Annotated in this window: 18 protein-coding genes; 11 read left to right on the top strand and 7 right to left on the bottom strand. The window is 46.6% G+C overall.

Annotated features, from left to right (window positions below):
• Nucleotides 1–7: 7 nt before the first annotated feature.
• Both GZK95_RS09105 and GZK95_RS09100 read right to left on the bottom strand, forming a co-directional pair.
• Nucleotides 8–1,177 (bottom strand): DUF1887 family protein, encoded by a 1,170-nt coding sequence (locus tag GZK95_RS09105; protein ID WP_075707949.1) that lies wholly within the window; start codon nt 1,175–1,177, stop codon nt 8–10.
• A 151-nt stretch (nt 1,178–1,328) separates the two neighbouring features.
• The gene (locus GZK95_RS09100) at nt 1,329–3,320 is read right to left on the bottom strand and encodes a methyl-accepting chemotaxis protein (RefSeq protein ID WP_075715657.1); all 1,992 of its coding nucleotides are present in this window, start codon (nt 3,318–3,320) and stop codon (nt 1,329–1,331) included.
• A gap of 365 nt (nt 3,321–3,685) precedes the next feature.
• On the opposite strand from GZK95_RS09100, the gene hinT reads away from it, so the two are divergent.
• The 7 genes from hinT to GZK95_RS09065 all read left to right on the top strand — a co-directional run bounded on the left by hinT (nt 3,686) and on the right by GZK95_RS09065 (nt 9,848).
• Complete coding sequence (hinT, locus tag GZK95_RS09095; protein ID WP_075707945.1) at nt 3,686–4,036, top strand: purine nucleoside phosphoramidase; 351 nt, start codon at nt 3,686–3,688, stop codon at nt 4,034–4,036.
• 91 nt (nt 4,037–4,127) lie between these two features.
• On the top strand, nt 4,128–5,519 hold the full coding sequence (locus tag GZK95_RS09090; protein WP_075715658.1) for a COG3014 family protein: 1,392 nt from the start codon (nt 4,128–4,130) through the stop codon (nt 5,517–5,519).
• The gene (locus tag GZK95_RS09085) at nt 5,519–5,905 is read left to right on the top strand and encodes a YcfL family protein (RefSeq protein ID WP_075707941.1); all 387 of its coding nucleotides are present in this window, start codon (nt 5,519–5,521) and stop codon (nt 5,903–5,905) included. Before GZK95_RS09090 ends, GZK95_RS09085 begins: the two co-directional genes overlap by 1 nt.
• 64 nt (nt 5,906–5,969) lie before the next feature.
• Nucleotides 5,970–6,560: a penicillin-binding protein activator LpoB gene (gene lpoB / locus GZK95_RS09080; RefSeq protein WP_075707939.1), complete on the top strand. Its 591-nt coding sequence runs from the start codon at nt 5,970–5,972 to the stop codon at nt 6,558–6,560.
• Between the two features lie 19 nt (nt 6,561–6,579).
• Entirely contained in the window at nt 6,580–7,434 is an 855-nt protein-coding gene (locus GZK95_RS09075) for a phosphotransferase (protein WP_075707937.1), read from the top strand.
• Between the two features lie 138 nt (nt 7,435–7,572).
• Nucleotides 7,573–8,115 carry an alpha/beta hydrolase YcfP gene (ycfP, locus tag GZK95_RS09070; protein WP_075715659.1) on the top strand — a complete coding sequence of 181 codons (543 nt, stop codon included), beginning with the start codon at nt 7,573–7,575 and terminating at the stop codon, nt 8,113–8,115.
• 443 nt (nt 8,116–8,558) lie between these two features.
• Nucleotides 8,559–9,848 carry an NAD(P)/FAD-dependent oxidoreductase gene (locus tag GZK95_RS09065; protein ID WP_075715660.1) on the top strand — a complete coding sequence of 430 codons (1,290 nt, stop codon included), beginning with the start codon at nt 8,559–8,561 and terminating at the stop codon, nt 9,846–9,848.
• Between the two features lie 179 nt (nt 9,849–10,027).
• On the opposite strand, the gene GZK95_RS09060 is transcribed toward GZK95_RS09065, so the two are convergent.
• The 4 genes from GZK95_RS09060 to GZK95_RS09045 all read right to left on the bottom strand — a co-directional run bounded on the left by GZK95_RS09060 (nt 10,028) and on the right by GZK95_RS09045 (nt 15,577).
• The gene (locus GZK95_RS09060; RefSeq protein WP_075715661.1) at nt 10,028–10,567 is read right to left on the bottom strand and encodes a GNAT family N-acetyltransferase; all 540 of its coding nucleotides are present in this window, start codon (nt 10,565–10,567) and stop codon (nt 10,028–10,030) included.
• A 98-nt stretch (nt 10,568–10,665) separates the two neighbouring features.
• On the bottom strand, nt 10,666–11,433 hold the full coding sequence (locus GZK95_RS09055; RefSeq protein WP_075715662.1) for a peptidoglycan binding protein CsiV: 768 nt from the start codon (nt 11,431–11,433) through the stop codon (nt 10,666–10,668).
• Between the two features lie 105 nt (nt 11,434–11,538).
• Nucleotides 11,539–15,003, bottom strand: a complete 3,465-nt coding sequence (gene mfd, locus GZK95_RS09050) for a transcription-repair coupling factor (RefSeq protein WP_075715663.1) — start codon at nt 15,001–15,003, stop codon at nt 11,539–11,541.
• Between the two features lie 7 nt (nt 15,004–15,010).
• Entirely contained in the window at nt 15,011–15,577 is a 567-nt protein-coding gene (locus GZK95_RS09045; RefSeq protein WP_075707925.1) for a PilZ domain-containing protein, read from the bottom strand.
• A gap of 165 nt (nt 15,578–15,742) precedes the next feature.
• Here GZK95_RS09045 and lolC point away from each other — a divergent pair, with 165 nt between their 5' ends.
• The 3 genes from lolC to lolE are packed head-to-tail and all read left to right on the top strand — an operon-like array spanning nt 15,743 to nt 18,874.
• A complete protein-coding gene (gene lolC, locus GZK95_RS09040; RefSeq protein WP_075707923.1) occupies nt 15,743–16,951 on the top strand; it encodes a lipoprotein-releasing ABC transporter permease subunit LolC in 1,209 nt (402 codons plus the stop codon).
• Nucleotides 16,944–17,630, top strand: a complete 687-nt coding sequence (gene lolD / locus GZK95_RS09035; protein WP_075715664.1) for a lipoprotein-releasing ABC transporter ATP-binding protein LolD — start codon at nt 16,944–16,946, stop codon at nt 17,628–17,630. Before lolC ends, lolD begins: the two co-directional genes overlap by 8 nt.
• On the top strand, nt 17,630–18,874 hold the full coding sequence (gene lolE, locus GZK95_RS09030; protein WP_075707919.1) for a lipoprotein-releasing ABC transporter permease subunit LolE: 1,245 nt from the start codon (nt 17,630–17,632) through the stop codon (nt 18,872–18,874). Before lolD ends, lolE begins: the two co-directional genes overlap by 1 nt.
• A 132-nt stretch (nt 18,875–19,006) precedes the next feature.
• Here lolE and GZK95_RS09025 read toward each other — a convergent pair whose 3' ends face one another.
• Nucleotides 19,007–19,525, bottom strand: a complete 519-nt coding sequence (locus GZK95_RS09025) for a DUF2062 domain-containing protein (protein ID WP_075715665.1) — start codon at nt 19,523–19,525, stop codon at nt 19,007–19,009.
• A gap of 8 nt (nt 19,526–19,533) precedes the next feature.
• Between GZK95_RS09025 and GZK95_RS09020 the strand changes: the two genes are divergently transcribed.
• Nucleotides 19,534–21,795, top strand: a complete 2,262-nt coding sequence (locus GZK95_RS09020; protein WP_075715666.1) for a DNA internalization-related competence protein ComEC/Rec2 — start codon at nt 19,534–19,536, stop codon at nt 21,793–21,795.
• Nucleotides 21,796–21,824: the final 29 nt, after the last annotated feature.

Raw genomic sequence — 21,824 nt, 5'->3', positions numbered from 1 at the left:
TGTGAGGTTAGCAGTCCGAGCAATCCTCTGAACCACCTGCTTCTGCAAACCACTGGGTAAGGTGGGTTTTGAGATCTTTTAGCTCGTCAGGACCAATGAGTGCTAAACCTAGATCCTCGGCACGCGTAATATCGTTATAACGTAACGGACGGAAGCTCACCAGCATCGCGCGAGCTTGTAGACCACCGAGTAGGTCGCGCAGCGATTCGAGCTTGTACAGGGTGTCGTCGCCGTCATCACGCATCCCTTTGGTTTTACATTCAATGATGTGTAGCTTGTTATTGACCACAGAAGCCACGTCTAGTTCATTGCGCACTTCACGTTCACCCAATTGGCGATATACCTGTACATTCAAAGAGTGATCTTGAATGGTTGGCATATCTTGTTGAATTTGGCGCACCGTGCTGTGAACTAGAGTTTCTAGCCATTCGCCGTTAGAAAAACGACGCGCTTCTTCACTCGCGAATGTCAGTAGCCCATTTTCATAGGTGGCGATTTCAGTTTCGACTAAATCCGACAGTAGCATGTTGAGCTCGCGGTAGCCTTGTTGCTTTTCAGACAGTTCGACGTCGAGCTTTTGCTCTTTGCGACATGTTGTTGCGAGGTAGTTTAGGGTTGCAAGACCAGGGCCTAACTCCAGTGCGTTGCTGGCCCAGCGCTCGCCCAGTTCATAGAGTTTTTGATCAAGCTGAGTTGGCACGTTCTGCTCAGAAAACTCACCACGCGCACCAAAGATGGTCAGATAGTCATCAATGGTAATCAAGTCTTCAACTTGAGTGTCTTCTTTGCCTTCAGGGTAAAGCCAGCAAAGGCGGTCGCTGTTTGGTTCTACGACAAAAATAGGCCAATGATAGCTACGGAAAACTTCGTATACCGAAAGCAATCGGTGACGCAAACCACAACTGGCATTCAGCTTAACGCCTTCACCACGTGACTTGAGCTCATCAGCAAGTTGGATAACGGTCTGCTTGATACGGGAGGTGTTCGCTACATTGGGGATTTCAAAAAATTCGGAAGTGATTTGGCGTTTGGCTAAAACACTGTGGAGACGCTCGTACATTTCTTTTTGCGCATCGATACCAATAAACACGATATGGTGACTAATGGTTCGATTATCTAATAATGGTGTGACCAAGCGAATAGGGTCTTGATCGATTATGCCAACATGAATTGTCATAGTTGTTCCTCATCGTTGGCTTGCAAAACGGGGTACTAAGGTGAATCAACTAGCAAGCCTTAATACCCATATAATGTTAAGGTCTATAAAAAACAAGGGCGATTAGTCATTTTAATCGCCCTTGTTCAATTATTTAGCAGGAAATTGACATTTATAACCTAAACTGATGGACCAAATCCCCTTGTTGGCTAGCTAAGCGAGTGAGGGTACTGCTGGCTTCGGCGATGTCAGTCATTGCACGATAGCTCGAGTCTGCAATCTCATTTATCTCTTCGACGCTTTGTGCAATGGTTGTGGTGGTGCTGTTTTGCTCGGTACATGCACTCGAAATATGCCCCGCCATATCGCTGATTTGAATAATCAATGACTGAATTTCTTCCATTGCACTGTTGGCATCAGATGCTTGGTCAACGGTTAATGTCATGTCTTGCATGCAGCTTTGGATAACGTTGCTTGCTGAGCTAGAGCTACTTTGCAGCTCGCCAATCATGCTTTCGATTTCTGTCGTAGACTCCGTGGTTCGTTGGGCCAGCACGCGCACCTCATCGGCTACCACGGCAAAACCACGGCCTTGTTCTCCAGCACGAGCGGCTTCGATAGCTGCGTTAAGCGCGAGCAGGTTAGTTTGCTCAGCGATATTGCGAATCACATCGAGAATAGAGCCGATTTGACCACTCATATTTTGCAACTGTTTTACCGCATCTACAGATTCCGTTAAGCGCATTTCCAAGTGGTTGATGGTGGTAATACTGGCACTCATTATTTGACGACCTTGGTCTGACGCCATCGAAACTTGCTCAACCATTTGCAATGAGTTTTGCGCACTTTGCGCCACTTCTTCAACCGACTGGCTCATTTCATTCATCGCGGTCGCGACACTCGCGGTTTGTTGACGTTGTTGATCGAGCTGGCTCTGCGCCCCCGTGAGAGTGTGTTGGTTGGTGTTGGCCGTTTGGGTTAAATCGTCAGATGCCTGATTCAATTGCAGCAAAATATTGTGGAGGTTGTCTGCTAGCGTATTGATATGTCCGCTAACACGGCTGAACTCATTTTTGTACTTAATATCAATGCGCTGTGTCATATCGCCTTGGCTAAGAGCTTCGAGCGTTTTTAGAATGCGATGGAGTGGGCTACGTACACTTTGTGCAATGTGATAACCAATCCCGGCAGCCAGCGCAACCACGCCGACACACAAGAAAATAGCACGAACAAATCCGGAGTCATAAACTGCGCCTGCATCACTTAATGAACTGTTTAGGCTCTCTTGGGCACTAGCGCTAAAAGAGTCAAGTAGTGCTCGAGACTTGTCCACTTCTTGTGTCAAGTTCGCGATGTTTTCATACAAGGCTTTGCGGGCATTCAGATAGTTGTCATGTTGGTCGAGTACTCCGCCTTTTTGACCGATATCGATGGTAAATTGGGCAACTGGTGCATCAAACTTTTCTTTTAGAGAAGGCATCTGCACAGCCAAGCCGCGATAGGCGTAGTTAAGATGGGTAACGGCTTTTTTGTTTTTGGTAACAGCTTGCGCCACTATTTCCGGGTCGCTACTTGCTAATGCGTCGGAGGTAATTACCTCTGCATCATTGAGTTTCTCAAAATAGCTTTTCGACATCAGTTTTACGGCGATATTGTCTTGTGTATCGACATATTCTTTCATGCCCGTGCTCAGTTGGGAGTGCAAGCGTTGAAACTGGCGAGTGGAAAGTTGAACTTGCTCTTGTGCTTCGAACATATTGCGATAGTTATCCATCGCATCTTTCGCTTCGGTAAAGTAGCGTTGCTCGATCTGCTTGACCTCATCAAAACGCGCCAATAGTGAGGGGTCATTGGCACTGGCGGATTCAAGTTGTTGCAACGTATCCCCGTAGTGCTTCTCTGCTTCGACAAATTGAGCTCGGATAGCGTCCATACGCTCAAAACTTTGCGTAGTCAGGTAATCTTTGAATAGCTTATCGGCAGAAAGCAACGCAACATTGGTGCGGTTGGATAATGACACTAACGGCAGCGAGGTGTTGGTGACACTAGCGAAGTTGGCATGAATTTGTTCCATGCTCCTCAGTGCCATAAAAGTCGACACCGCGAACATTAATATGATCAATGTAAAGCCAGCGTACATGCGTCTGATCACCGAGCCCTTCATAGATCTCTCCTTGTTTTGATAATTTTCATTAAAAATTATCAGATATTAGACAGTTGTTTTGATAAAGAGACACAGGTTTTATGACGCACAAGACAAAAATAATTTGACTACTTTGCAAATTAGATTTCGTCAATCTTAGCTGTCGCTGTTTTTAATTGTGATTTAGTGACGCATGACGCATACTCGTCATATATACCTAAGTAACCTCAAGGTGTTGTTTTCTTGTTCTGGAACTAGGGACAATGCTATTAATCACGAACCTTGAAGCCATTTAGGTATAGAGCGGAATAACCGATGTTGAAACAGTCAGATTGCGGTTAATTTGCTATAGCAGTAAGTTTGGTTAATTATTCATGGAGTTCAGCATGGCTGAAGAGACTATTTTTAGTAAAATTATTCGTAAAGAAATCCCTGCCGACGTAGTGTACCAAGATGATCTTGTCACTGCGTTTCGTGATATTAACCCACGTGCGCCAAAACATATTCTTATCATTCCGAATAAATTGATCCCAACCGTCAACGATGTTGAAGTGGATGATGAACTCGCAATGGGACGCATGTTTACTGTCGCGAAAAAAATCGCTCAAGAGGAAGGCATTGCTGAGGACGGTTACCGTTTGATTGTGAACTGTAACGCCCATGGTGGACAAGAAGTGTACCATATTCATATGCATCTAGTGGGCGGCGCACCATTGGGTCCATTGCTAATGAACTAAACCTGATCTTTGCGGGTCTATATAAGATGACATAAAAGCACAATCCAGCGGTTGTGCTTTTTACTAAATACCAAAAATGACGGAGTACGGCTTGAATAAAGCGATTCGATTCATCGTGCTATCCATGAGTGCTTTGCAACTGACGGCTTGCGCTAACTTTTCTGCTGGGAATTTGTTTAGTCACTATAGTGCGCAGAACCAAGAAGTTTACCAAGCGGTAAAACGGGGCGATTATGCCGCAGCTGAACAAGCGCTTCCTGACGATATTGCTGGCGATATTCTGGATAATTTCGAGAAAGGTAGGGTCTACCTACTGAACAACAATGCACAGCAGAGTCAGTCCTCTTTTGAGTTGAGTGATCAGGCGATACGTCGAGAGCAAGACAAAGCCACAGTTTCGATTACCGATACCGCGACCAGTATTGGCTCTTTGGCGGTCAATGATAACCTTAACATCTATTATCCTGCGGATTATGAGCTTGGGTTTCTCCATCTATACTTAGGGCTAAACTACGTCAAAGAGAACAAGTTAGATGATGCGTTAGTCGAAATGCGTCGCGCTAATCAGGTGCAAGAACGTGCTCGCGCTGAGCGAGAAAGACAGCTAGAAAACGCTCAATCAGAGATGGAGTCTCAGGGACTAACACCAAACTTAGGTAGTGTGTTGGCAAAGTATCCTGATGCGGGCAAGAAGCTACAAGCGGTTCAAAATGCTTACCTCATGTATTTGTCGGCATTGTTGTATGAGACTGATGGTGATCTCAATAGTGCGTATGTTGACTATCGTCGCGCGTTGGCAGTGATGCCTGATAACCGCGCGGTAATTGACAGCACAATGCGAACTGCGCGTCGCTTGGGCATGAGTGATGATCTGCGTTTGCTGCAAAAGCGATATGGCAAAGCCCAAGCTAATCAGGTTGGCAAGGCGAGGGTGATCATTATTCAGGAGCAGGACACCGTTGAAGCGATGCAAGATTGGCGGTTATCTTTACCCCTTTATGACAGTCGTGGAAACGGCGCGTTGTATTCTCTAGCCTTGCCTTATTATGCGCCGAGCCAAAATGTGACCTTACCGCCATTGCGGCTAAACAATTCAACTGTTCAGAGCGAGCTCTTAGCGGATGTGAATCTTATGGCGCAGCAAGATCTCTCTGAACGAATGCCGAGTATTATTTTACGTCAAGCACTGCGAGTGGTTGCCAAAGATCGGATTCGTAAAGAAGCGGCCAGCAAAGACGATGTTGGTAACTTATTATTCAATGTCTGGAACACGCTCACTGAGCAGCCAGATACACGTAGTTGGCAAACGCTACCAGCGGCTGTGCGTTCGAGCAGCATGATGGTTGAAGCAGGACAACAACGTTTGGATATCGGGGGACGGTCATATCAGTTTAGTGTTTCTGAAGGGAACACCGCGTTGGTATGGTTATCTCGTCAAGGAAACAATGCTACGGTGTGGCATAAGCAACTAGGAAGATTGTGATGAAGAAATTCGTATTAGTGATCTTATCAATGTTTGCCATTGCAGGATGTGCGACAAACACCTCTGGATTAAGAATCGATGGCGATACGCAAAAAGTGCTGTTTGCGAACGACTCCATGTCACGCAGTTTAGCCGTGAATGACATTACCACCGCGGTGGTGGATGGACATACGCAAGGTATCGTTAGCTTGACCAGTAATATTAGCTCAGACCATGATTTGCTCTACCGTTTTTACTGGTATGACGATCAAGGGTTAGAAGTGAGTAAGTTAGGCAATTGGCGCCGTTTGATTATTCGCGGTGAAGAAACGGTTTCTATATCGGAAATATCCGTAAGCCCTGAAGCGACTCAATTTAGAGTTCAAATTCGAAATAATAATGATTAATACTCGGTGAGGAACTAAGTTTGCACGAGCTTGGTCAAACCAAATAAATACTAAGGAACATAGAATGAATAAGAGTGTTATTGCACTACTTGGTCTTGCTGTTGCATTGGGTGGCTGTTCAAATCAAGTCAGTTACGGTGACGCGCAAGCGGTAGAAACAACCACGATCGACTTTGGTTCGACGGATCTACAAACGATTGCCGGTGAAATGGTCGACAGCATGTTGAAATCGGGTTCGGTTGCGGCGATTACTCGTGATTCTCGTCCAATCGTGTTTGTTGAGCGCATCAAGAACAAAACCAGTGAACACATTGATACTGAGTCCATCACCGATTCAATCAGCACCAAAATGCTCAACTCTGGTAAATTCCGTTTTGTTGACATGGGTCGTGTAGAAGCGGTGCGTGAGCAACTAAACTTCCAGAACAACGATGAGCTTGCGAATCAAAGCAACGCGATTCAGTTCGGTAAGATGGTAGGCGCGCAATACATGCTTTACGGCAACCTTTCAAGTATTGCCAAATCTGCAGGTAGTGACAAAGACGTTTACTACAAAATGACGATGCGTTTGATGGATCTTGAAACGGGCCTAATCGAATGGGCTGACGAGACAGAAATCCGTAAACAGCAATCTAAGAGCTTTCTTGGCCTATAAAAAGTAGAAGGAGCGTTACATGGCGCGAATGTCTTGGCGTGAAGCATGTCAGTTAGATAGTTCATTGGTGTCATTGGAGCGTTTCTTTACTGTGCCCCCTGATTATGCACAGACCTTAACAGGGGGCCTGACCAACCGTTGTTGGAAAATTGTTGAATCAAATGGACGCGCCTATGTGTGGCGACCGACGACTCCTATCACCCAAGCCTTTTCAATTTCTCGTTTTCAAGAGTTTCAAATCCTCTCATCGATCCAAGACAGTGGTCTTAGCCCCAAACCCGTGTCAATCAATGACAAAGGCTTGCTTGTTGAATGGTTAGAAGGTGCCTCATTAGCCGACTCTCTGTCGTTTGAACAACTGCTTGAAGCGCTCGTGGCGGTGCATAACGTGCCAACGACTCGCATCCCCGTCGCACCGTTTAATTTCACTGCACGGGTCGACCACTATTGGATACAGTTAAAGCCCGAACTAAAAAGTGAAGAATACCAAACAATTTACCGTGATTGGCGTAATGCCCCTAGCTTGGCTGAGGTGACGGCGACCTTATGCCATTTTGATCTTGCGGGCTATAACATGGTGGCGTCTGAGGCCGGAATTCAGATCATTGATTGGGAGTACGCGACGATTGGTGACCCAAGATTGGATTTGACGCTCAGCATTGATGTCGCTGATGTCGATGAAATGGAAGCAATTCACCAATACTGTCAAATGAGACAGATTGAGGGTATTGATGACTGGTTTGAAGGCGTGAGAGCTTGGCGTCCAAGAGCCAATATGATGGCGATGTTGTGGTACTTACTGGCTTTTCAGTTATGGGGAGATGAGTATTACTACCAACAAGCGGAGCAATTGAAACAACAGTTTTGCACGTGAGATCACTGTTTCAATCTTCGAACAACATATTGTTTCTTCTAGCCCTTTAAAACCCTAGCTTTCGTGTTAGATTAAATTGAGCTTGTTGCGAATTGGTTAGTTCATTCAATAAGCCTGCAGTTAAATCGGGGAATAAATATGATTATCTACTTACACGGATTTGATAGTACCAGCCCGGGTAACCACGAGAAGGTTCTTCAACTTCAATTTATTGATGATGACGTCAGATTCATCAACTACAGTACCCTGCATCCAAAGCATGATATGCAGCACCTTTTAAAAGAAGTGCATAAAGTGGTCGAGCAGTCGGACGATCCTAACCCAATCATTTGCGGGGTAGGGCTTGGGGGCTATTGGTCTGAGCGCATTGGTTTTTTATGCGGTATTAAACAGGTTATTTTTAACCCGAATTTGCACCCAGAGCGTAATATGCAAGGTCGCATTGATCGCCCTGAAGAGTATGAAGATATCGCCACCAAATGTGTGGAAGAGTTTCGCAACAAAAACCGCGAGCGTTGCTTGGTGATTTTGTCTAAAGAAGATGAGGTTGTCGACAATCAGCAGTCAGCGAGTGAACTTGAAGCTTACTACACGATTATTTGGGATGAGAATGAACCGCATAAGTTCAAGAAGATTTCTCAGCACTTACAAAAGATGAAGGCATTCAAACAAGGTGATTAATCACTGCCTAAGCACTGTTTTAGAAACGGCACCGCAAAGGTGCCGTTTTTTTATACAGCAAAAGTGAGAAATTAAATCTTTGATTACATAATCCCATACATTTTCTAATGAGTTTATTGCAATCTCTAGTTGCGTCGTCAGATTTGCTCTATATAATGAGTCACATAAAAATTATTTGATAAATATCAAAAAAAATTGAGAGTGAGTGAAAAACTTACCCAAAATATGCGTTCTAGCACTGATTTTTTGTGTTTGAATGTCATCTCGCTCGGTGCGAGCTTAAATCCAGTCGTGTAGTTCATAGAGAGAACCTCTGTCGCATTTGCAGTGCGAAGCCTAAAAAATTTAATCAGTCTGCGCAGCGGGCTGAGACCAAAATGGCAAGTATTGAACCATTTTGGCGCAGATAATTTTTCGTTTTGATATTTTAGAGGACAGTTGCTATGACACGAATTATCGTAGTAGGTGGCGGCGCAGGCGGTCTTGAGCTTGCAACTAAATTGGGTCGAACTCTTGGTCGTAAAGGTCGCGCAAGCATTACGTTAGTTGACCGTAAGGCGAGCCATTTGTGGAAGCCTTTGCTGCATGAAGTTGCGACAGGTTCATTGGATGAAGGCGTTGACGCACTGAGCTACCGTGCGCACGCGAAGAACCATCATTTCGATTTTCAACTCGGTAGTTTGGAAGATATCGATCGCGAGCGTAAAGTGATCAAGTTGGCCGAGCTTAAAGATGAGCAAGGCGAGTTGCTGATGCCAACTCGAGAGCTAGAGTACGACGTATTGGTACTGGCGATTGGCTCGACATCAAATGACTTCAATACTCCAGGTGTGCGTGAAAACTGCATCTTCCTCGATAGCCCAGAACAAGCTCATCGCTTCCGTACCAATATGAACAACGAGTTCTTGAAGTTGCATGCGAAGAATGGCCACGGCACTGTCGATATCGCTATTGTAGGTGCTGGTGCGACGGGTGTGGAGCTTTCAGCGGAACTGCACAATGCGGTAAAAGAGCTACGTACATACGGTTTTGGTGACCTAGATTCTAGCAAACTGAATGTAAACTTGATTGAAGCTGGTGAGCGTATTTTACCTGCATTACCGCCTCGAATCTCAGGTGCGGCTCATCAAGAACTGACTAAACTGGGTGTCAATGTTCGTACTGCCACTATGGTGACTCAAGCGGATAAAGATGGCCTAACGACCAAAGATGGTGAGAAGATCCCAGCACAAATTATGGTTTGGGCTGCAGGCATCAAGGCACCTGACTTTATGAAAGATATTGGTGGTTTGGAGAGCAACCGAATTAACCAACTTGTGGTTAAGGATACCTTGCAAACGACTCGTGACGATAGCATTTTCGTGATTGGCGATTTAGCGCAATGCACTCAAGCGGATGGTTCGTTTGTTCCTCCTCGTGCTCAAGCTGCGCACCAGATGGCGAGCCGTGCATTTGGTAATATCGTTGCGATGCTAACAGGTCGTGAGTTGAAGCCTTATGTTTATCAAGATAATGGCTCACTGGTCTCTTTGAGTCGCTTTTCTACGGTGGGCAGCTTGATGGGCAACTTGACCAAAGGCTCAATGATGATTGAAGGGCGCATTGCTCGTGTGGTGTACATTTCACTGTACCGTATGCACCAAATGGCGTTGCACGGTGTGTTTAAAACCGCGCTTATCGTTTTAATGGGGCGTATCAACCGCGTACTGCGACCAAATCTAAAACTACACTAATCGCTCTTCTTTCAGTGAAACCGGAGCATCCGCTCCGGTTTATCACTAGTGGCTAAGTGTTGACTGGTTAGTTCAACAAGGCCAAATCTCCCAATCCTGACATCCAAGCAGTTATACCAGCGCTCTATTCATTGGCGCATCGAACACCACCGGGCTCTCGGCAGCTAAAAATAGCTCAGTTAACCGGGGATAATTGAGTAGACAGCCCCCGACTTGGGCTTGCCATTAAACAAGAATCGATTGGCGGCTAAGGTTTCAAATTGAGCACCACAGGCTAACGCGAGCTGTTGGCTAGGTTGGTTGGCGGGGTCGCAGACAATTTCTAAGCGAGTCAGCTTAAGCACTTCAAAGCAAAACTCACACAATGCAGTAAGGGCTTTGCGGCCGTAACCTTGGTGTTGATATTGGTCAGCAATCCAATAACCTAAACTGGCCATATTAAAGGTGTGGTAAAGCTCGTTGATAGCAACCATGCCGATCAGACAATTGTCGTCACGATTAAAAATACCAAACCCATAAGCATCGGACTTGACCCAATTGAGTCGGGTTGCAAGCACGAATCTATCGGCTTCTTCTTGGCTAAACTGGTCGTGGCACCATTCTACCCATTGGTGCAAACTAGGCGAGGCGATCACCAGTTGGCGTAATACTTCACTCTGCTCGGCGTCGATCAGGCGTAAGGTAAACTCTGGCGTAATGATTTGATAATCGGGGCTCATTTTATCTACTAACAATCATTTACTGAACTTTGAGTATATAGCGTAGATAGACAAACGCCCAGCACAGGGCTGGGCGTTAAGTCTCAAAACTGGCGTGGTTAGTTGACGCGGCGCACTTGGATGATCATGCCCATTAATGGGTGGTCAAGGAAATGCGTTTCGCTACTGCGCATACGACGTTTTTGGTCCATACGGTAGCTTTTGAGGAACTCTTCACGATGTACGGTTGGAGTCACATCTGTCATCAGTCCTGCTTGAACGGTATCCCCGTCATTTAAAGAAGACTCCTCGCCAATCTCCACTTGTCGATCTTCCAAAATAACATCACGCACACTTGGTTCTTTCAAGTCGAGCTGCAAATCGGCATAAAGATAATGTTCCACATACACCTGCAACTTGCCATCGAGTTCAAATAGCGGCCCTGGAATAGTTTGCTCGCTCACACCGTCGATAACCGACTCATTGTGGCTTCCAACAGGTGAACCATCACGATTGAACTGGCCTGAGTAATCTTTTCCGCCAGTAATGCGAAAGACTGGTGCAGACAAACGGCCTTTATCACCCTGACGCCAAGCTGTGTGCATTAATACTTGGAAGCCAGCGTGGTTACGCAATTTTTGTGCTTCGCTATCGAGTTGATAGCTAGAGCGAGGCAACATTTGTACCCCCTTACGCGCACGGTAATTGGCGTCACCAAAGCTACCAACTTTGTCTAGGTTGATTTGTGGCAGAGTATCAGGCCATGATTCGGTCACTTGCTCTGCATCCACTGCACGTTTAAAAATGATCACTTCGATATCAAATTGTCGCTGTGCCCAACTTGGCAGCGCAACGAAGAAGAGAAGCAGTGGGATCAGCTTTTTCATTACATCTCCATATACGGGTTCTTTTGTCCCGAGATATTTATACTTTTTGCTACTTGACGTCGCGGTGGTGCGTGTCGACTACCTACAACCTCAAGCAGTTTGGTTTTAGTTTTGCTTTGGTAATAGATTTTGCTGGAATTCTGCCAGCATGTCAGTAACAAACTGAATTCTTTGTCTTCTATCGACCAAAGGTAGCGTAAACTTAAATTTGGTTGGTCCTTCCATCGCAAATTTTTTCGGCTGAGATTGCAACAGTGTAACTAAGTACACAGGATTAATGTCAGCATCAGGATAGAACTCAATATATCCGCCCTTATCGTGCGCTTCAATTTTCTTCACTTTCAGTTTAGCGGCTGACAGTTTCAATTGCGCGACAGCCAGTAAGTTTTTGGTCGCGTCAGGTAACAAGCCAAAACGGTCAATTAATTCGACTTTGAGGTTATCTAACTCCTCTTTGTCACTCACACTGGCAATTTGCTTATACATCGACAGGCGTGTGTTGACGTCTGGAATGTAGTCTTCTGGCAGTAGGGCCGGAATGCGCATTTCGACTTCGGTTTGCTCGCGCAGCAAGTCATCAAGTGACGGTTCTTTGCCTTCTTTTAACGCTTCGACTGCTTGCTCTAACATCTCCATATACAGGGTAAAGCCTACTGACTGAATTTGACCACTTTGCTCATCCCCCAGTAGTTCACCAGCCCCCCGAATTTCAAGGTCGTGAGTAGCCAGTGTAAAGCCTGCGCCCAAATCTTCAAGTGAGGCAATGGCGTCTAGTCGTTTTATCGCATCCTTGGTCATCGCCTTAGGGTGAGGAGTCAGCAGATACGCATAGGCTTGATGATGTGAACGTCCAACACGTCCACGTAATTGGTGCAGTTGCGCCAGACCTAAGTTGTCAGCTCTATCCATAATAATGGTGTTGGCAGTCGGAACATCGATACCGGTTTCAATGATGGTGGTACACACCAGCAGATTAAAGCGCTGGTGGTAAAAGTCGTTCATCACTTTTTCCAGTTCACGTTCACGCATTTGCCCATGGGCAACGGTAATACGCGCTTCTGGTACCAGTTTTTCGAGATCGGCTGCGACTTTCTCAATGCTATCGACTTGGTTATGTAAGAAATAGACCTGACCACCGCGCATAATTTCACGCAGAATCGCTTCGCGTACCACTGCATCTTCGTGTTGACGCACAAAGGTTTTAATCGCCAAACGACGCGCAGGAGGAGTCGCGATAATTGAGAGATCTCGCATTCCGCTCATCGCCATATTGAGCGTACGTGGGATAGGCGTTGCGGTGAGAGTGAGAATATCGACATCGGCACGCATCGCCTTCATTTTTTCTTTTTGTCGAACACCAAAACGGTGCTCCTCATCGACAATCAATAAGCCGAGATCTTTAAACTGGATATCACTCGAAAGCAGTTTGTGAGTGCCAACGACTAAATCCACCTTACCATCCGCGATATCTTGTAACACTAGCTTTTGCTCTTTTGCCGTCTTAAAGCGCGATAAGACTTCAACTCGAATCGGCAGATTAGCAAAGCGGTCACGGAAGTTTTCAAAGTGCTGTTGTGCCAGTAGTGTAGTGGGTACTAACACCGCCACCTGTTTACCATTATCGGTCGCAACAAACGCCGCACGCATGGCGACTTCCGTTTTACCAAAACCGACATCACCACAAACCAAGCGGTCCATCGCTTTCGCTTGGCACATATCAGAGAGAACCGCGTTGATGGCCATGGATTGGTCATCGGTCTCTTCAAACGGGAAGCCTGATTTGAATGTCGCATATTGGCCGCGATCAAGGGCAAACTTGTAACCCGGTTTTAGCTCACGTTTGGCATAAACATCAAGTAGTTCTGCTGCAACATCACGCACTTTTTCCGCGGCTTTACGGCGGGCTTTGGTCCACGCTTCACCACCCAGTTTGTGGAGTGGGGCACTTTCTTCCGCTCCCCCTGAGTAACGACTGATTAAGTTCAGTGACGCAACCGGGACGTACAACTTGGCTTCATTTTGGTATTCAAGGGTGACGTATTCGGTTGTCATGCCGCCCGCTTCTAAGGTTTGTAACCCAAGATAGCGGCCAATGCCGTGGTCAATGTGTACTACGGGCTGACCGGGTTTCAACTCTGCAAGGTTGCGAATAACGGCATCGCTATTGGTGACTTTACGATCTTTACGACGGCGCTGAATGACTCGGTCGCCAAGAATATCGCTTTCACAGATAAACGCGATCTGTTGGTCGCCATATAGGAAACCATGTTCTGCCGCACCAAGGATGAGAGTGAATTTATCTTTGTGCTCCAATGCTTGGCAAAAGCTATCGCATTCGACAGGGCGGAGTTTGATGCGTTGCAACAGCTCCAGCAACGCTTCTCGTCGACCTTCCGACTCGACTGAGAAAATAATACGGCCCTGATAGCTTTCACTAAATTGGCGTAGTGCTGCTAATGGCTCTTTGTTTTGATGTTGAACTTTAATATCTGGCAACGCAGCAAGGTTTGGGTTGCTTCGCCCCTGCTTTTCACTCACTGGCTCGACAGACAACTGGGCTTGTGGCAGTTGCTTGAAGTGGGTAAATAGCTCGTCCTTTTTTAACCACAGTTCGTCAGGTGGCAACAGTGGGCGCAGCGGGTCGACCTTGCGTTGGTCATAGCGGTAGTCAACATCGTGCAAAAAAGTATCAATCGCTGCTTCAATATTGCCAACGGTGACCAGTTGAGTGTTGTCAGAGATGTAGTCAAATAGGGTTTCAGTTTGCTCGAAGAACAGTGGCTGCCAGTACTCAATACCTGCAGGCCATGTTCCTTTACTGACTTGCATGTAAACCGACTCAGGCTCACGGCGCGCTTCGAAGCGTTGACGCCAACGGATACGAAAGTCCTCAATCGCTGATTCGCTGGTTGGGAATTCGTGAGCCGGCAGTAGGCGAATCTCCTTCACATCGTCAATTGAACGCTGATTTTCTGGGTCAAAGGTGCGAATGGTGTCGATCTCATCATCGAAGAAGTCAATTCGGTAAGGGTCGCTCGAACCCATAGGAAACAGATCGATAATCGAACCACGACTGGCATATTCGCCCGGTCCAAACACTTGATCAGCGTGGCGATAGCCGGATTTTTCCAGCTGCATGCGCAGTTTTTCGAGTGAATAAAGATCGCCGACTTTGACCATTAAGGTATGTTGCATCAAGAAGTTGCGTGGCGATTGGCGTTGCAATAGTGTACTCACCGGTACAATCGTGATGCCTTCATTTTGTGTTGGCAACTGGTAGAGACGCGCAATACGGTCAGATATGATTTCTTGATGCGGAGAAAAGTTGTCATAAGGCAGCGTTTCCCAATCTGGAAACAGGGTGACGCTTTGGTGTGAAAACTGCTCAAGTTCTTGCTGCAGTTTGAGGGCCGTTTGTGGATCAGGGGTCGCTAGTAGCGTATGCCCCTTGTGTTGCTCAGCCAGTTCAGCAATCGCTAAGGCGAGTGATGAGCCAGTGAGGTTACCGACTAGTTTTTTATCCCCGGCACCTTGCGGATTAACAAGATTGAGTAGTGATGGTTTTGACATGAGTATTTTATTTTTCGCGATTCAGTGAGCGTTGGCGGAGTAGCTTTTGTTGTTGATAGAGGGCAGCCTTAATTAACAAGTCTTGGTCTAGGTCGCGTAATAGATCATATTTTACTGTAATCGTATGCTGTTCTTCTTCATTGACGCAGCTAAAAACCGAGCCATAGCAGTAAATAGCCGCCGCGGGATGGTCAAGAAACAACTTCACACGTACCTTTTGTCCAATCGGCAAAGGTTGACTATTTTGGTAACTAAACTGACTTGCGCCAAAACTAAGAGTTTGGTGACGAAAGTTTGGATCATCTTGCTGCGACAACATAAAGGTTAGCAGAAGATTCAGTTTTGCATTTTGCGTATCAAGTAACGTAATGACGTTTCTAAAGTCATTCGTTTTAAGTTCAGCACGAGCAGCGTCGTTCAGTTGGTCTAACGAACTAAACTCGCTAGCCACTAAAAAAGGCGCGGGAATTTGCTGCTCAAACTGAGTAAAAGTAGGGTAAGAAAAATCGTCAGCCAAGGGCTCGACATTGACGGTCATGGGATGATGAACAGTAAAGTATTCTTGGTCAGACATGAACTTTTCCTTCTATTTGATGCTCTGATTATCGTCATACGCAGCAACTAATCAAGGTATGTCATTGTTAATTACTTATTTTAACTTAGAAATGGCAAATTAGGGCTATCAGGCGTGCAAATTTACCGTTACAGTATTCGCCATTAAAGGGTTTTGGTTTTATTTATGTTTCATCCAGTGTCGATTTATATCGGCTTGCGTTATCTACGTGGGCGATCCGGTGATAGGTTCAGCCGATTTGTTTCTTATATGTCGACAGCAGGCATCACCATTGGCGTGATGTCGCTGATCACTGTTCTGTCGGTTATGAATGGTTTCGAATCGCAGTTAAAAGGTCGGATATTAGGGGTTCTTCCTCAAGCGATTGTCTCACAACATGACGGTAAAACACCGCGCAGTGAACAGGCCCCTGAGTTTATCCAAACGCTTTCTCAAGCCGGAAAGCCAGAGCCAATTGTCCAGAGTGAAGCGGTGATCCAAAGCGCTAAACAACTCAGTGCGGGCTTATTGATCGGCATTCAACCCAATGAACACGATCCGATTGAAAATCATATCATCGCGGGTCGCCTTGCAAACCTTAAATCAGGTTCTTATCAAGTCTTTGTCGGTAGTACCTTGGCCCGTTCAATGGATATTGGACCGGGTGATAAAGTGCGTTTAATGGTCACGAGTGCTAGCCAGTTTACGCCATTAGGTCGTATTCCTAGTCAGCGTATTTTTACTGTCGCAGGTATTTACAATACGGGCTCTGATGTGGATGGACAGTTGATGTTGACTCACATTGATGACGCTGCGCGCTTGATGCGCCTTAACTCGCAAACGATGACCGGCTGGCGCCTGTTTTTTAATGATCCATTTGTGGTGAGTGAGTTGAGTCAACAGCCGCTACCAGATGGGTGGCAGTGGCAAGATTGGCGCGATCAACGAGGTGAACTTTTCCAAGCGGTTCGCATGGAGAAAAACATGATGGGCTTGATGCTTGGTTTAATTGTTGGCGTAGCCGCGTTTAATATCATTTCGGCACTCATTATGGTGGTGATGGAGAAGCAGTCGGAAGTGGCGATCCTTAAAACTCAGGGCATGAGTGACCGTCAAGTGATGACTATTTTTATGGTACAAGGCGCGAGCAGCGGCATTGTTGGCGCATGTATTGGTGGCGTTTTAGGTGTGGCGCTGGCGAGTAATCTTAACGCCTTGCTCGAGAGTGCGGGTATCGCACTATTCTCCGTCGGTGGTTCATTACCTGTGGTCATTAACCCGATTCAAATTTTGGTTGTCGTCACATTGGCTGTGATGCTCAGTCTATTGGCAACCCTGTTTCCTTCTTATCGAGCATCGTCTGTAAAACCTGCTGAGGCATTAAGATATGAGTGATTTACTACAGTGTCGTGATGTGACCAAAACCTATCATGAGGGCGCGCTGGAGACTCAGGTGCTAAAAGGGGTGAGTTTCGACCTTAAACGTGGTGAGTTGGTGTCGATAATCGGTACCTCAGGTTCGGGTAAAAGCACCTTACTCCATGTACTCGGTGCGTTGGATGATGCAAGCTCTGGCAGCGTGACGTTCTTAGAGCAAGAACTGGCAAAGTTGAGTTCGAACAAACAGGCAAAACTGCGCAATCGCCATCTAGGTTTTGTTTACCAATTTCACCATCTTTTAGCGGACTTTAGCGCTTTAGAAAATGTCGCTATGCCGTTGCTCATCGGTGGGATGAAAGTAGCGGAGGCGAAAGCGAAAGCACAGGCTCTGTTGGAAAAAGTGGGTCTATCACATCGTGTTGATCATCGACCATCGGAGTTGTCCGGTGGTGAGCGCCAGCGTGTTGCAATCGCTCGTGCTCTAGTCAATAGCCCAGATTTGGTGCTGGCCGACGAACCAACGGGTAACCTTGATCATAAAACCGCATTGGCGATATACGATTTGATGCGTGAGCTTAACCGCGAATCAGGTACGGCTTTCTTGGTGGTCACCCATGATGGTGAACTTGCGGCAAAAATGGACCGTCAGTTACACATGCAAGATGGCTTGTTAGTGAACGTGGAGGAGGCTTAGTGTTTTCATCACTTTCACTTTTTATTGGTGGACGATTTAGTCGCGCGAAGCAGCGAAACAAGATGGTGTCGTTTATTTCATTGTCATCAACCATTGGCATTGCGGTTGGTGTTGCAGTGATCATCATCGGTTTGTCGGCGATGAATGGCTTTGAGCGCGAACTGAAAGACCGCGTATTGTCAGTGATCGCTCACGGCGAGTTTGAAGGGGTTCGTGGACCGATTCAAAACTGGCAAGGCATTGTTGAGCAGGTTGAACAACATCCTAAGATTGAAGCGGCAGCGCCGTACATTAAGTTAACCGCACTGGCGGAGCGCGGGCAACAACTAAAAGCGATTGAAGTGAAGGGTGTCGACCCAAGCAAAGAGTCCTCGGTGTCTAACCTTGCGCAGTTTATTGATGGGGACAGTTGGCAGCATTTTCGTGCTGGTGAAAAACAAGTCATTCTTGGTCAAGGCGTGGCTGATTTGCTTAACGTCAAACAGGGGGATTACTTGACGTTGATGATCCCCTCTGCGGGCAACACTCGCCAAGTGCAAACGCCAAAAAGGGTACGTGTGCAAGTCGCGGGACTGCTCAAGTTAAACGGGCAAATTGATCACAATTTGGCGTTAGTGCCACTTCAAGACGCGCAAGCCTATGCCAAATTGGGTGATGGCGTCACAGGCGTGGCGGTTAAAGTGAGTGATGTGCTTGATGCACGCCAAATCGTGCGGGAAGTCGGCAACACACTAAACGAGTATGTGTATTTGCGCAGTTGGCAGCAAAAGTATGGCTTTTTGTACCGAGATATTCAGTTAGTGCGCACCATTATGTACTTGGTGATGGTGTTAGTTATTGGTGTGGCAAGCTTTAACATTGTCTCGACATTGATGATGGCGGTAAAAGACCGTGCGGCGGAGATTGCAATTTTACGTACGATGGGTGCGACAGATGGTCTGGTTAAGCGAATTTTTGTTTGGCAAGGCGTCTTTTCTGGCGTGTTCGGCAGTTTAGCCGGAAGTGTGATTGGCGTGCTGGTGGCATTGAACTTAACCAGTTTGATTAAAGGGCTAGAGAAGCTGCTCGACCATCAGTTTCTTTCTGGTGACATCTATTTTGTCGATTTTCTGCCATCTCAAGTGGTGTTCTCGGACGTTCTACTGGTGTCGGTGACGGCAATCGTCTTGAGTTTGCTGGCAACTTGGTATCCAGCCTCACGAGCGAGTCAGTTAAACCCCGCAGCGGTGTTGAGCGCGAAGTAGTACTCTATGCTTAGGCAAATAAAAAAGGACCGAAAGGTCCTTTTTTAATGCTTGATGCTCAGGCTGTTTACGTTATCTCGCGAGCGGACACATAACTTCATCAACCGCATTAGCGTGAATGATGACAAGCCATTATCGTGAAAAACGCGAGCGTCGTTGTTGCCAACTGCGAACAACCGAATAACGCCAAAGTCCTTTAATACCGAAATACCCTACCATTGCTAATGTGACGCCGCAGATCATACAGCCAAGTAGGAATGGGGGACCAATGGTATTCATTTGGTGCAAGATGAACTCCCATGAGAGTTCAAAATGGAAATGCTGTGGGGGCACATGCATAACCCAAGCGCCCACTTTGTAGGCAAAGTAAAAAAGCACCGGCATAGTGATTGGATTGCTAACCCAAACCAGTGCGACAGAAAGTGGTAGGTTTACACCGCACACAATCGCCAGTCCAGCCGCCATAATCATCTGGCTAGGTAGTGGAACAAAGGCCATAAACAAACCTACTGCAAAGGCGCCGGCGGCTGAGCGTCGGTTTAAACACCAGAGGTTTGGATTGTAAAGCACGTTGCCAAAAACCTTTAGTGCCTTTTGACGTTTGATTACCTCATGGTCAGGCATAAAGCGTTTTATAAATTTTCTTGGCATAAGGGGATATGACTCTCTTTGTAAATTATTGGACGTTGTCGTCGTTCGCAATACTCATCATAACCACTCCCCACTGGTTCGCGATACCAGAGTGGTTTTGGTCAGTTCCTTGCCTTGTTTGGCTCTTGCTTTGCTTAAAGTTTAGATGGCTAAGATGGGGGTGTGGGCTGATTGTCGCTTTACTATTCATTACAGTGAGCGGAAATCGAGTCCACCATCAAATGAACACCCTGTTCAACGCCGGATTGGATTCTACCATAATTGCTGAAGTTGACAGCCTTTTTAAGCCAATAAGTCATGGCTTTCAAGGGATAGCCGTCGTCAGATCAATTAATGGCGAAGAAATCTCCGCACTTTATCGCCCGCGGATCTACCTAACCGCTCCCATATCCTTAGAGTTAGGTGACCGCGTGGTGGCGACGGTGTCACTTAAGCCGATCATTGGCACACTCAATCAAGTTGGATTTGACCAAGAAAAGTATGCGATTGGTCAGCGAGTGGTTGGCAGGGCGTCAATTAAAACGAAATACTCATGGCGAGTGCACAGCCACTCTTCTTTGAGGCAGAAGTTATTTGATAAAGCCGTATGGTTAACCCGCGACCTTTCTCAACAAGGGTTATTGCTGGCATTAGGTTTTGGTGAGCGACATTATCTTTCTGCGGTTGATTGGCAACGTTTACAGCACAGTGGCTTAAGTCATCTTATTGCCATTTCAGGTTTGCATGTGGGGATTGCGTTTGGCTTTGGTTGGTGGGTGGCATTTTGCCTGTTTCGTTTAGGTGTGCGTTGGATATGGGCAGCGCCGCTACTCGCGTTGGCTTTTGCCACAGGGTATGCGTGGTTAGCGGGTTTTTCGATACCGACTCAGCGAGCACTGGTCTTGCTAGTGATTTTGCTGCTGTTTCGTGCCTTGGGTGTTCACTCCAGTTATCGCTATAAGTGGTTACTGATGGTGGCGGCAGTGTTGGCTTTTGACCCGTTTGCGGCTTATTCGAGTGGTTTTTATCTTTCAGCTCTGGCAGTCGCGGCGGTGTTTCTTTTGCTTTCTATCTCGCAGCATTGGCGCGTAACTTGGCAGCGATTACTGTTTATCCAAGTGGGGCTGATTATCTTGATGGCTCCGGCTATCGTGCTGCTTTTTCATGGTTTTGGTTTCGGGAGTTTTTTCTACAACGCGTTATTTGTACCTTGGTTTAGTTACGTGGTGATTCCTATTACGTTATCTGGCGTTGCGTTAAGTTACCTTCCTCTCGTTGGCGATGCGATGTTTGCCCTGGCTGACTTCTGCTTAACCCCGCTTAGTATGGCTCTTCCTTCAAGCCAACATTTTTGGCTGCCGATGTCATTATCAATGACGAAGTTGCTGACCGCATTGATGGCATTGTGGCTAATACGGCGACTGTTGAATCCCAAAACAGTGTCGCTACTAGTGTGTGTCACACTGTTTCACTTTGCTTCTCAGTCGCGAAATGACGGGTGGCGGTTCACTGTACTGGATGTAGGGCATGGTTTATCGGTAGTGATAGAGAAAAATCAACAGGCAGTGGTGTATGACACAGGTATGCGATGGGCGAAAGGCAGCTATGCCCAAAGTGTGATTGTGCCTTATTTGCATGCGCAAGGTTTAAGTTTAGACACGATTATTATCAGCCATTTTGATAGTGACCATGCGGGAGGGGTGGATGAGTTACTCGCGTATTATCCGAATGCAAAGCTTATCACCAGCCAGCAACGCGTGAGAGCAACACAGCCAGTATTGCCTTGCATACGTGGTGAGCATTGGCACTGGCAGGGATTAACCTTTGAGGTGTTATGGCCACCTCAAATGGTGAGACGAGCGTACAACCCTCATTCATGTGTGGTACGTATTTCATCTGCGGAGCAAAAAGGCAGTGTACTTTTGACCGGAGATATTGAAGCAATCGCAGAGTGGATGTTGGTTAGAGAGCCTGAGGCGCTGCGCAGTGAGGTCGTGATCGTTCCTCATCATGGCAGTAAAACTTCGTCGATGAGCAAGTTTGTTTCTGCGGTCGATGCCGATATCGCGATTGCTTCAAATGCGTTTCGTGGTCGCTGGAATTTACCTAACGAAAGTGTACGCCAGCGCTATCTGCGACAAGGTGCCGTTTGGTTCGATACCGGTCAGGCAGGGCAGGTGAACGGTCGGTTCTCCAGTGACCGCGGTGGGCAAAATTTACACATAACCACCATGCGCTCAGTGAAAGGCGAGCCTTGGTATAGGCAGATGCTGCGTAAGCGAGTAGAATAGAAAGATTATTGTAAAAAAGAATAAAGCAA

Origin of the sequence: Vibrio panuliri (genome assembly GCF_009938205.1) — a bacterium.
Taxonomy (GTDB): Bacteria; Pseudomonadota; Gammaproteobacteria; order Enterobacterales; family Vibrionaceae; genus Vibrio; species Vibrio panuliri.
Note: the sequence above shows the minus strand (reverse complement) of the source record. Positions and strands in the feature narration are given on the sequence as shown.

Bases quoted from the DNA above. Each gene is read 5' to 3' on its own strand.
- GZK95_RS09085 (WP_075707941.1), top strand. From the start codon at position 5,519: ATGAAGAAATTCGTATTAGTGATCTTATCAATGTTTGCCATTGCAGGA.
- GZK95_RS09105 (WP_075707949.1), bottom strand. From the start codon at position 1,177: ATGACAATTCATGTTGGCATAATCGATCAAGACCCTATTCGCTTGGTC.
- GZK95_RS09045 (WP_075707925.1), bottom strand. From the start codon at position 15,577: ATGTCTGACCAAGAATACTTTACTGTTCATCATCCCATGACCGTCAAT.
- lolD (WP_075715664.1), top strand. From the start codon at position 16,944: ATGAGTGATTTACTACAGTGTCGTGATGTGACCAAAACCTATCATGAG.
- GZK95_RS09020 (WP_075715666.1), top strand. From the start codon at position 19,534: ATGACTCTCTTTGTAAATTATTGGACGTTGTCGTCGTTCGCAATACTC.
- ycfP (WP_075715659.1), top strand. From the start codon at position 7,573: ATGATTATCTACTTACACGGATTTGATAGTACCAGCCCGGGTAACCAC.
- GZK95_RS09025 (WP_075715665.1), bottom strand. From the start codon at position 19,525: ATGCCAAGAAAATTTATAAAACGCTTTATGCCTGACCATGAGGTAATC.
- GZK95_RS09055 (WP_075715662.1), bottom strand. From the start codon at position 11,433: ATGAAAAAGCTGATCCCACTGCTTCTCTTCTTCGTTGCGCTGCCAAGT.
- GZK95_RS09060 (WP_075715661.1), bottom strand. From the start codon at position 10,567: ATGAGCCCCGATTATCAAATCATTACGCCAGAGTTTACCTTACGCCTG.
- lolC (WP_075707923.1), top strand. From the start codon at position 15,743: ATGTTTCATCCAGTGTCGATTTATATCGGCTTGCGTTATCTACGTGGG.
- GZK95_RS09100 (WP_075715657.1), bottom strand. From the start codon at position 3,320: ATGAAGGGCTCGGTGATCAGACGCATGTACGCTGGCTTTACATTGATC.
- mfd (WP_075715663.1), bottom strand. From the start codon at position 15,003: ATGTCAAAACCATCACTACTCAATCTTGTTAATCCGCAAGGTGCCGGG.
- GZK95_RS09065 (WP_075715660.1), top strand. From the start codon at position 8,559: ATGACACGAATTATCGTAGTAGGTGGCGGCGCAGGCGGTCTTGAGCTT.
- GZK95_RS09075 (WP_075707937.1), top strand. From the start codon at position 6,580: ATGGCGCGAATGTCTTGGCGTGAAGCATGTCAGTTAGATAGTTCATTG.
- hinT (WP_075707945.1), top strand. From the start codon at position 3,686: ATGGCTGAAGAGACTATTTTTAGTAAAATTATTCGTAAAGAAATCCCT.
- lpoB (WP_075707939.1), top strand. From the start codon at position 5,970: ATGAATAAGAGTGTTATTGCACTACTTGGTCTTGCTGTTGCATTGGGT.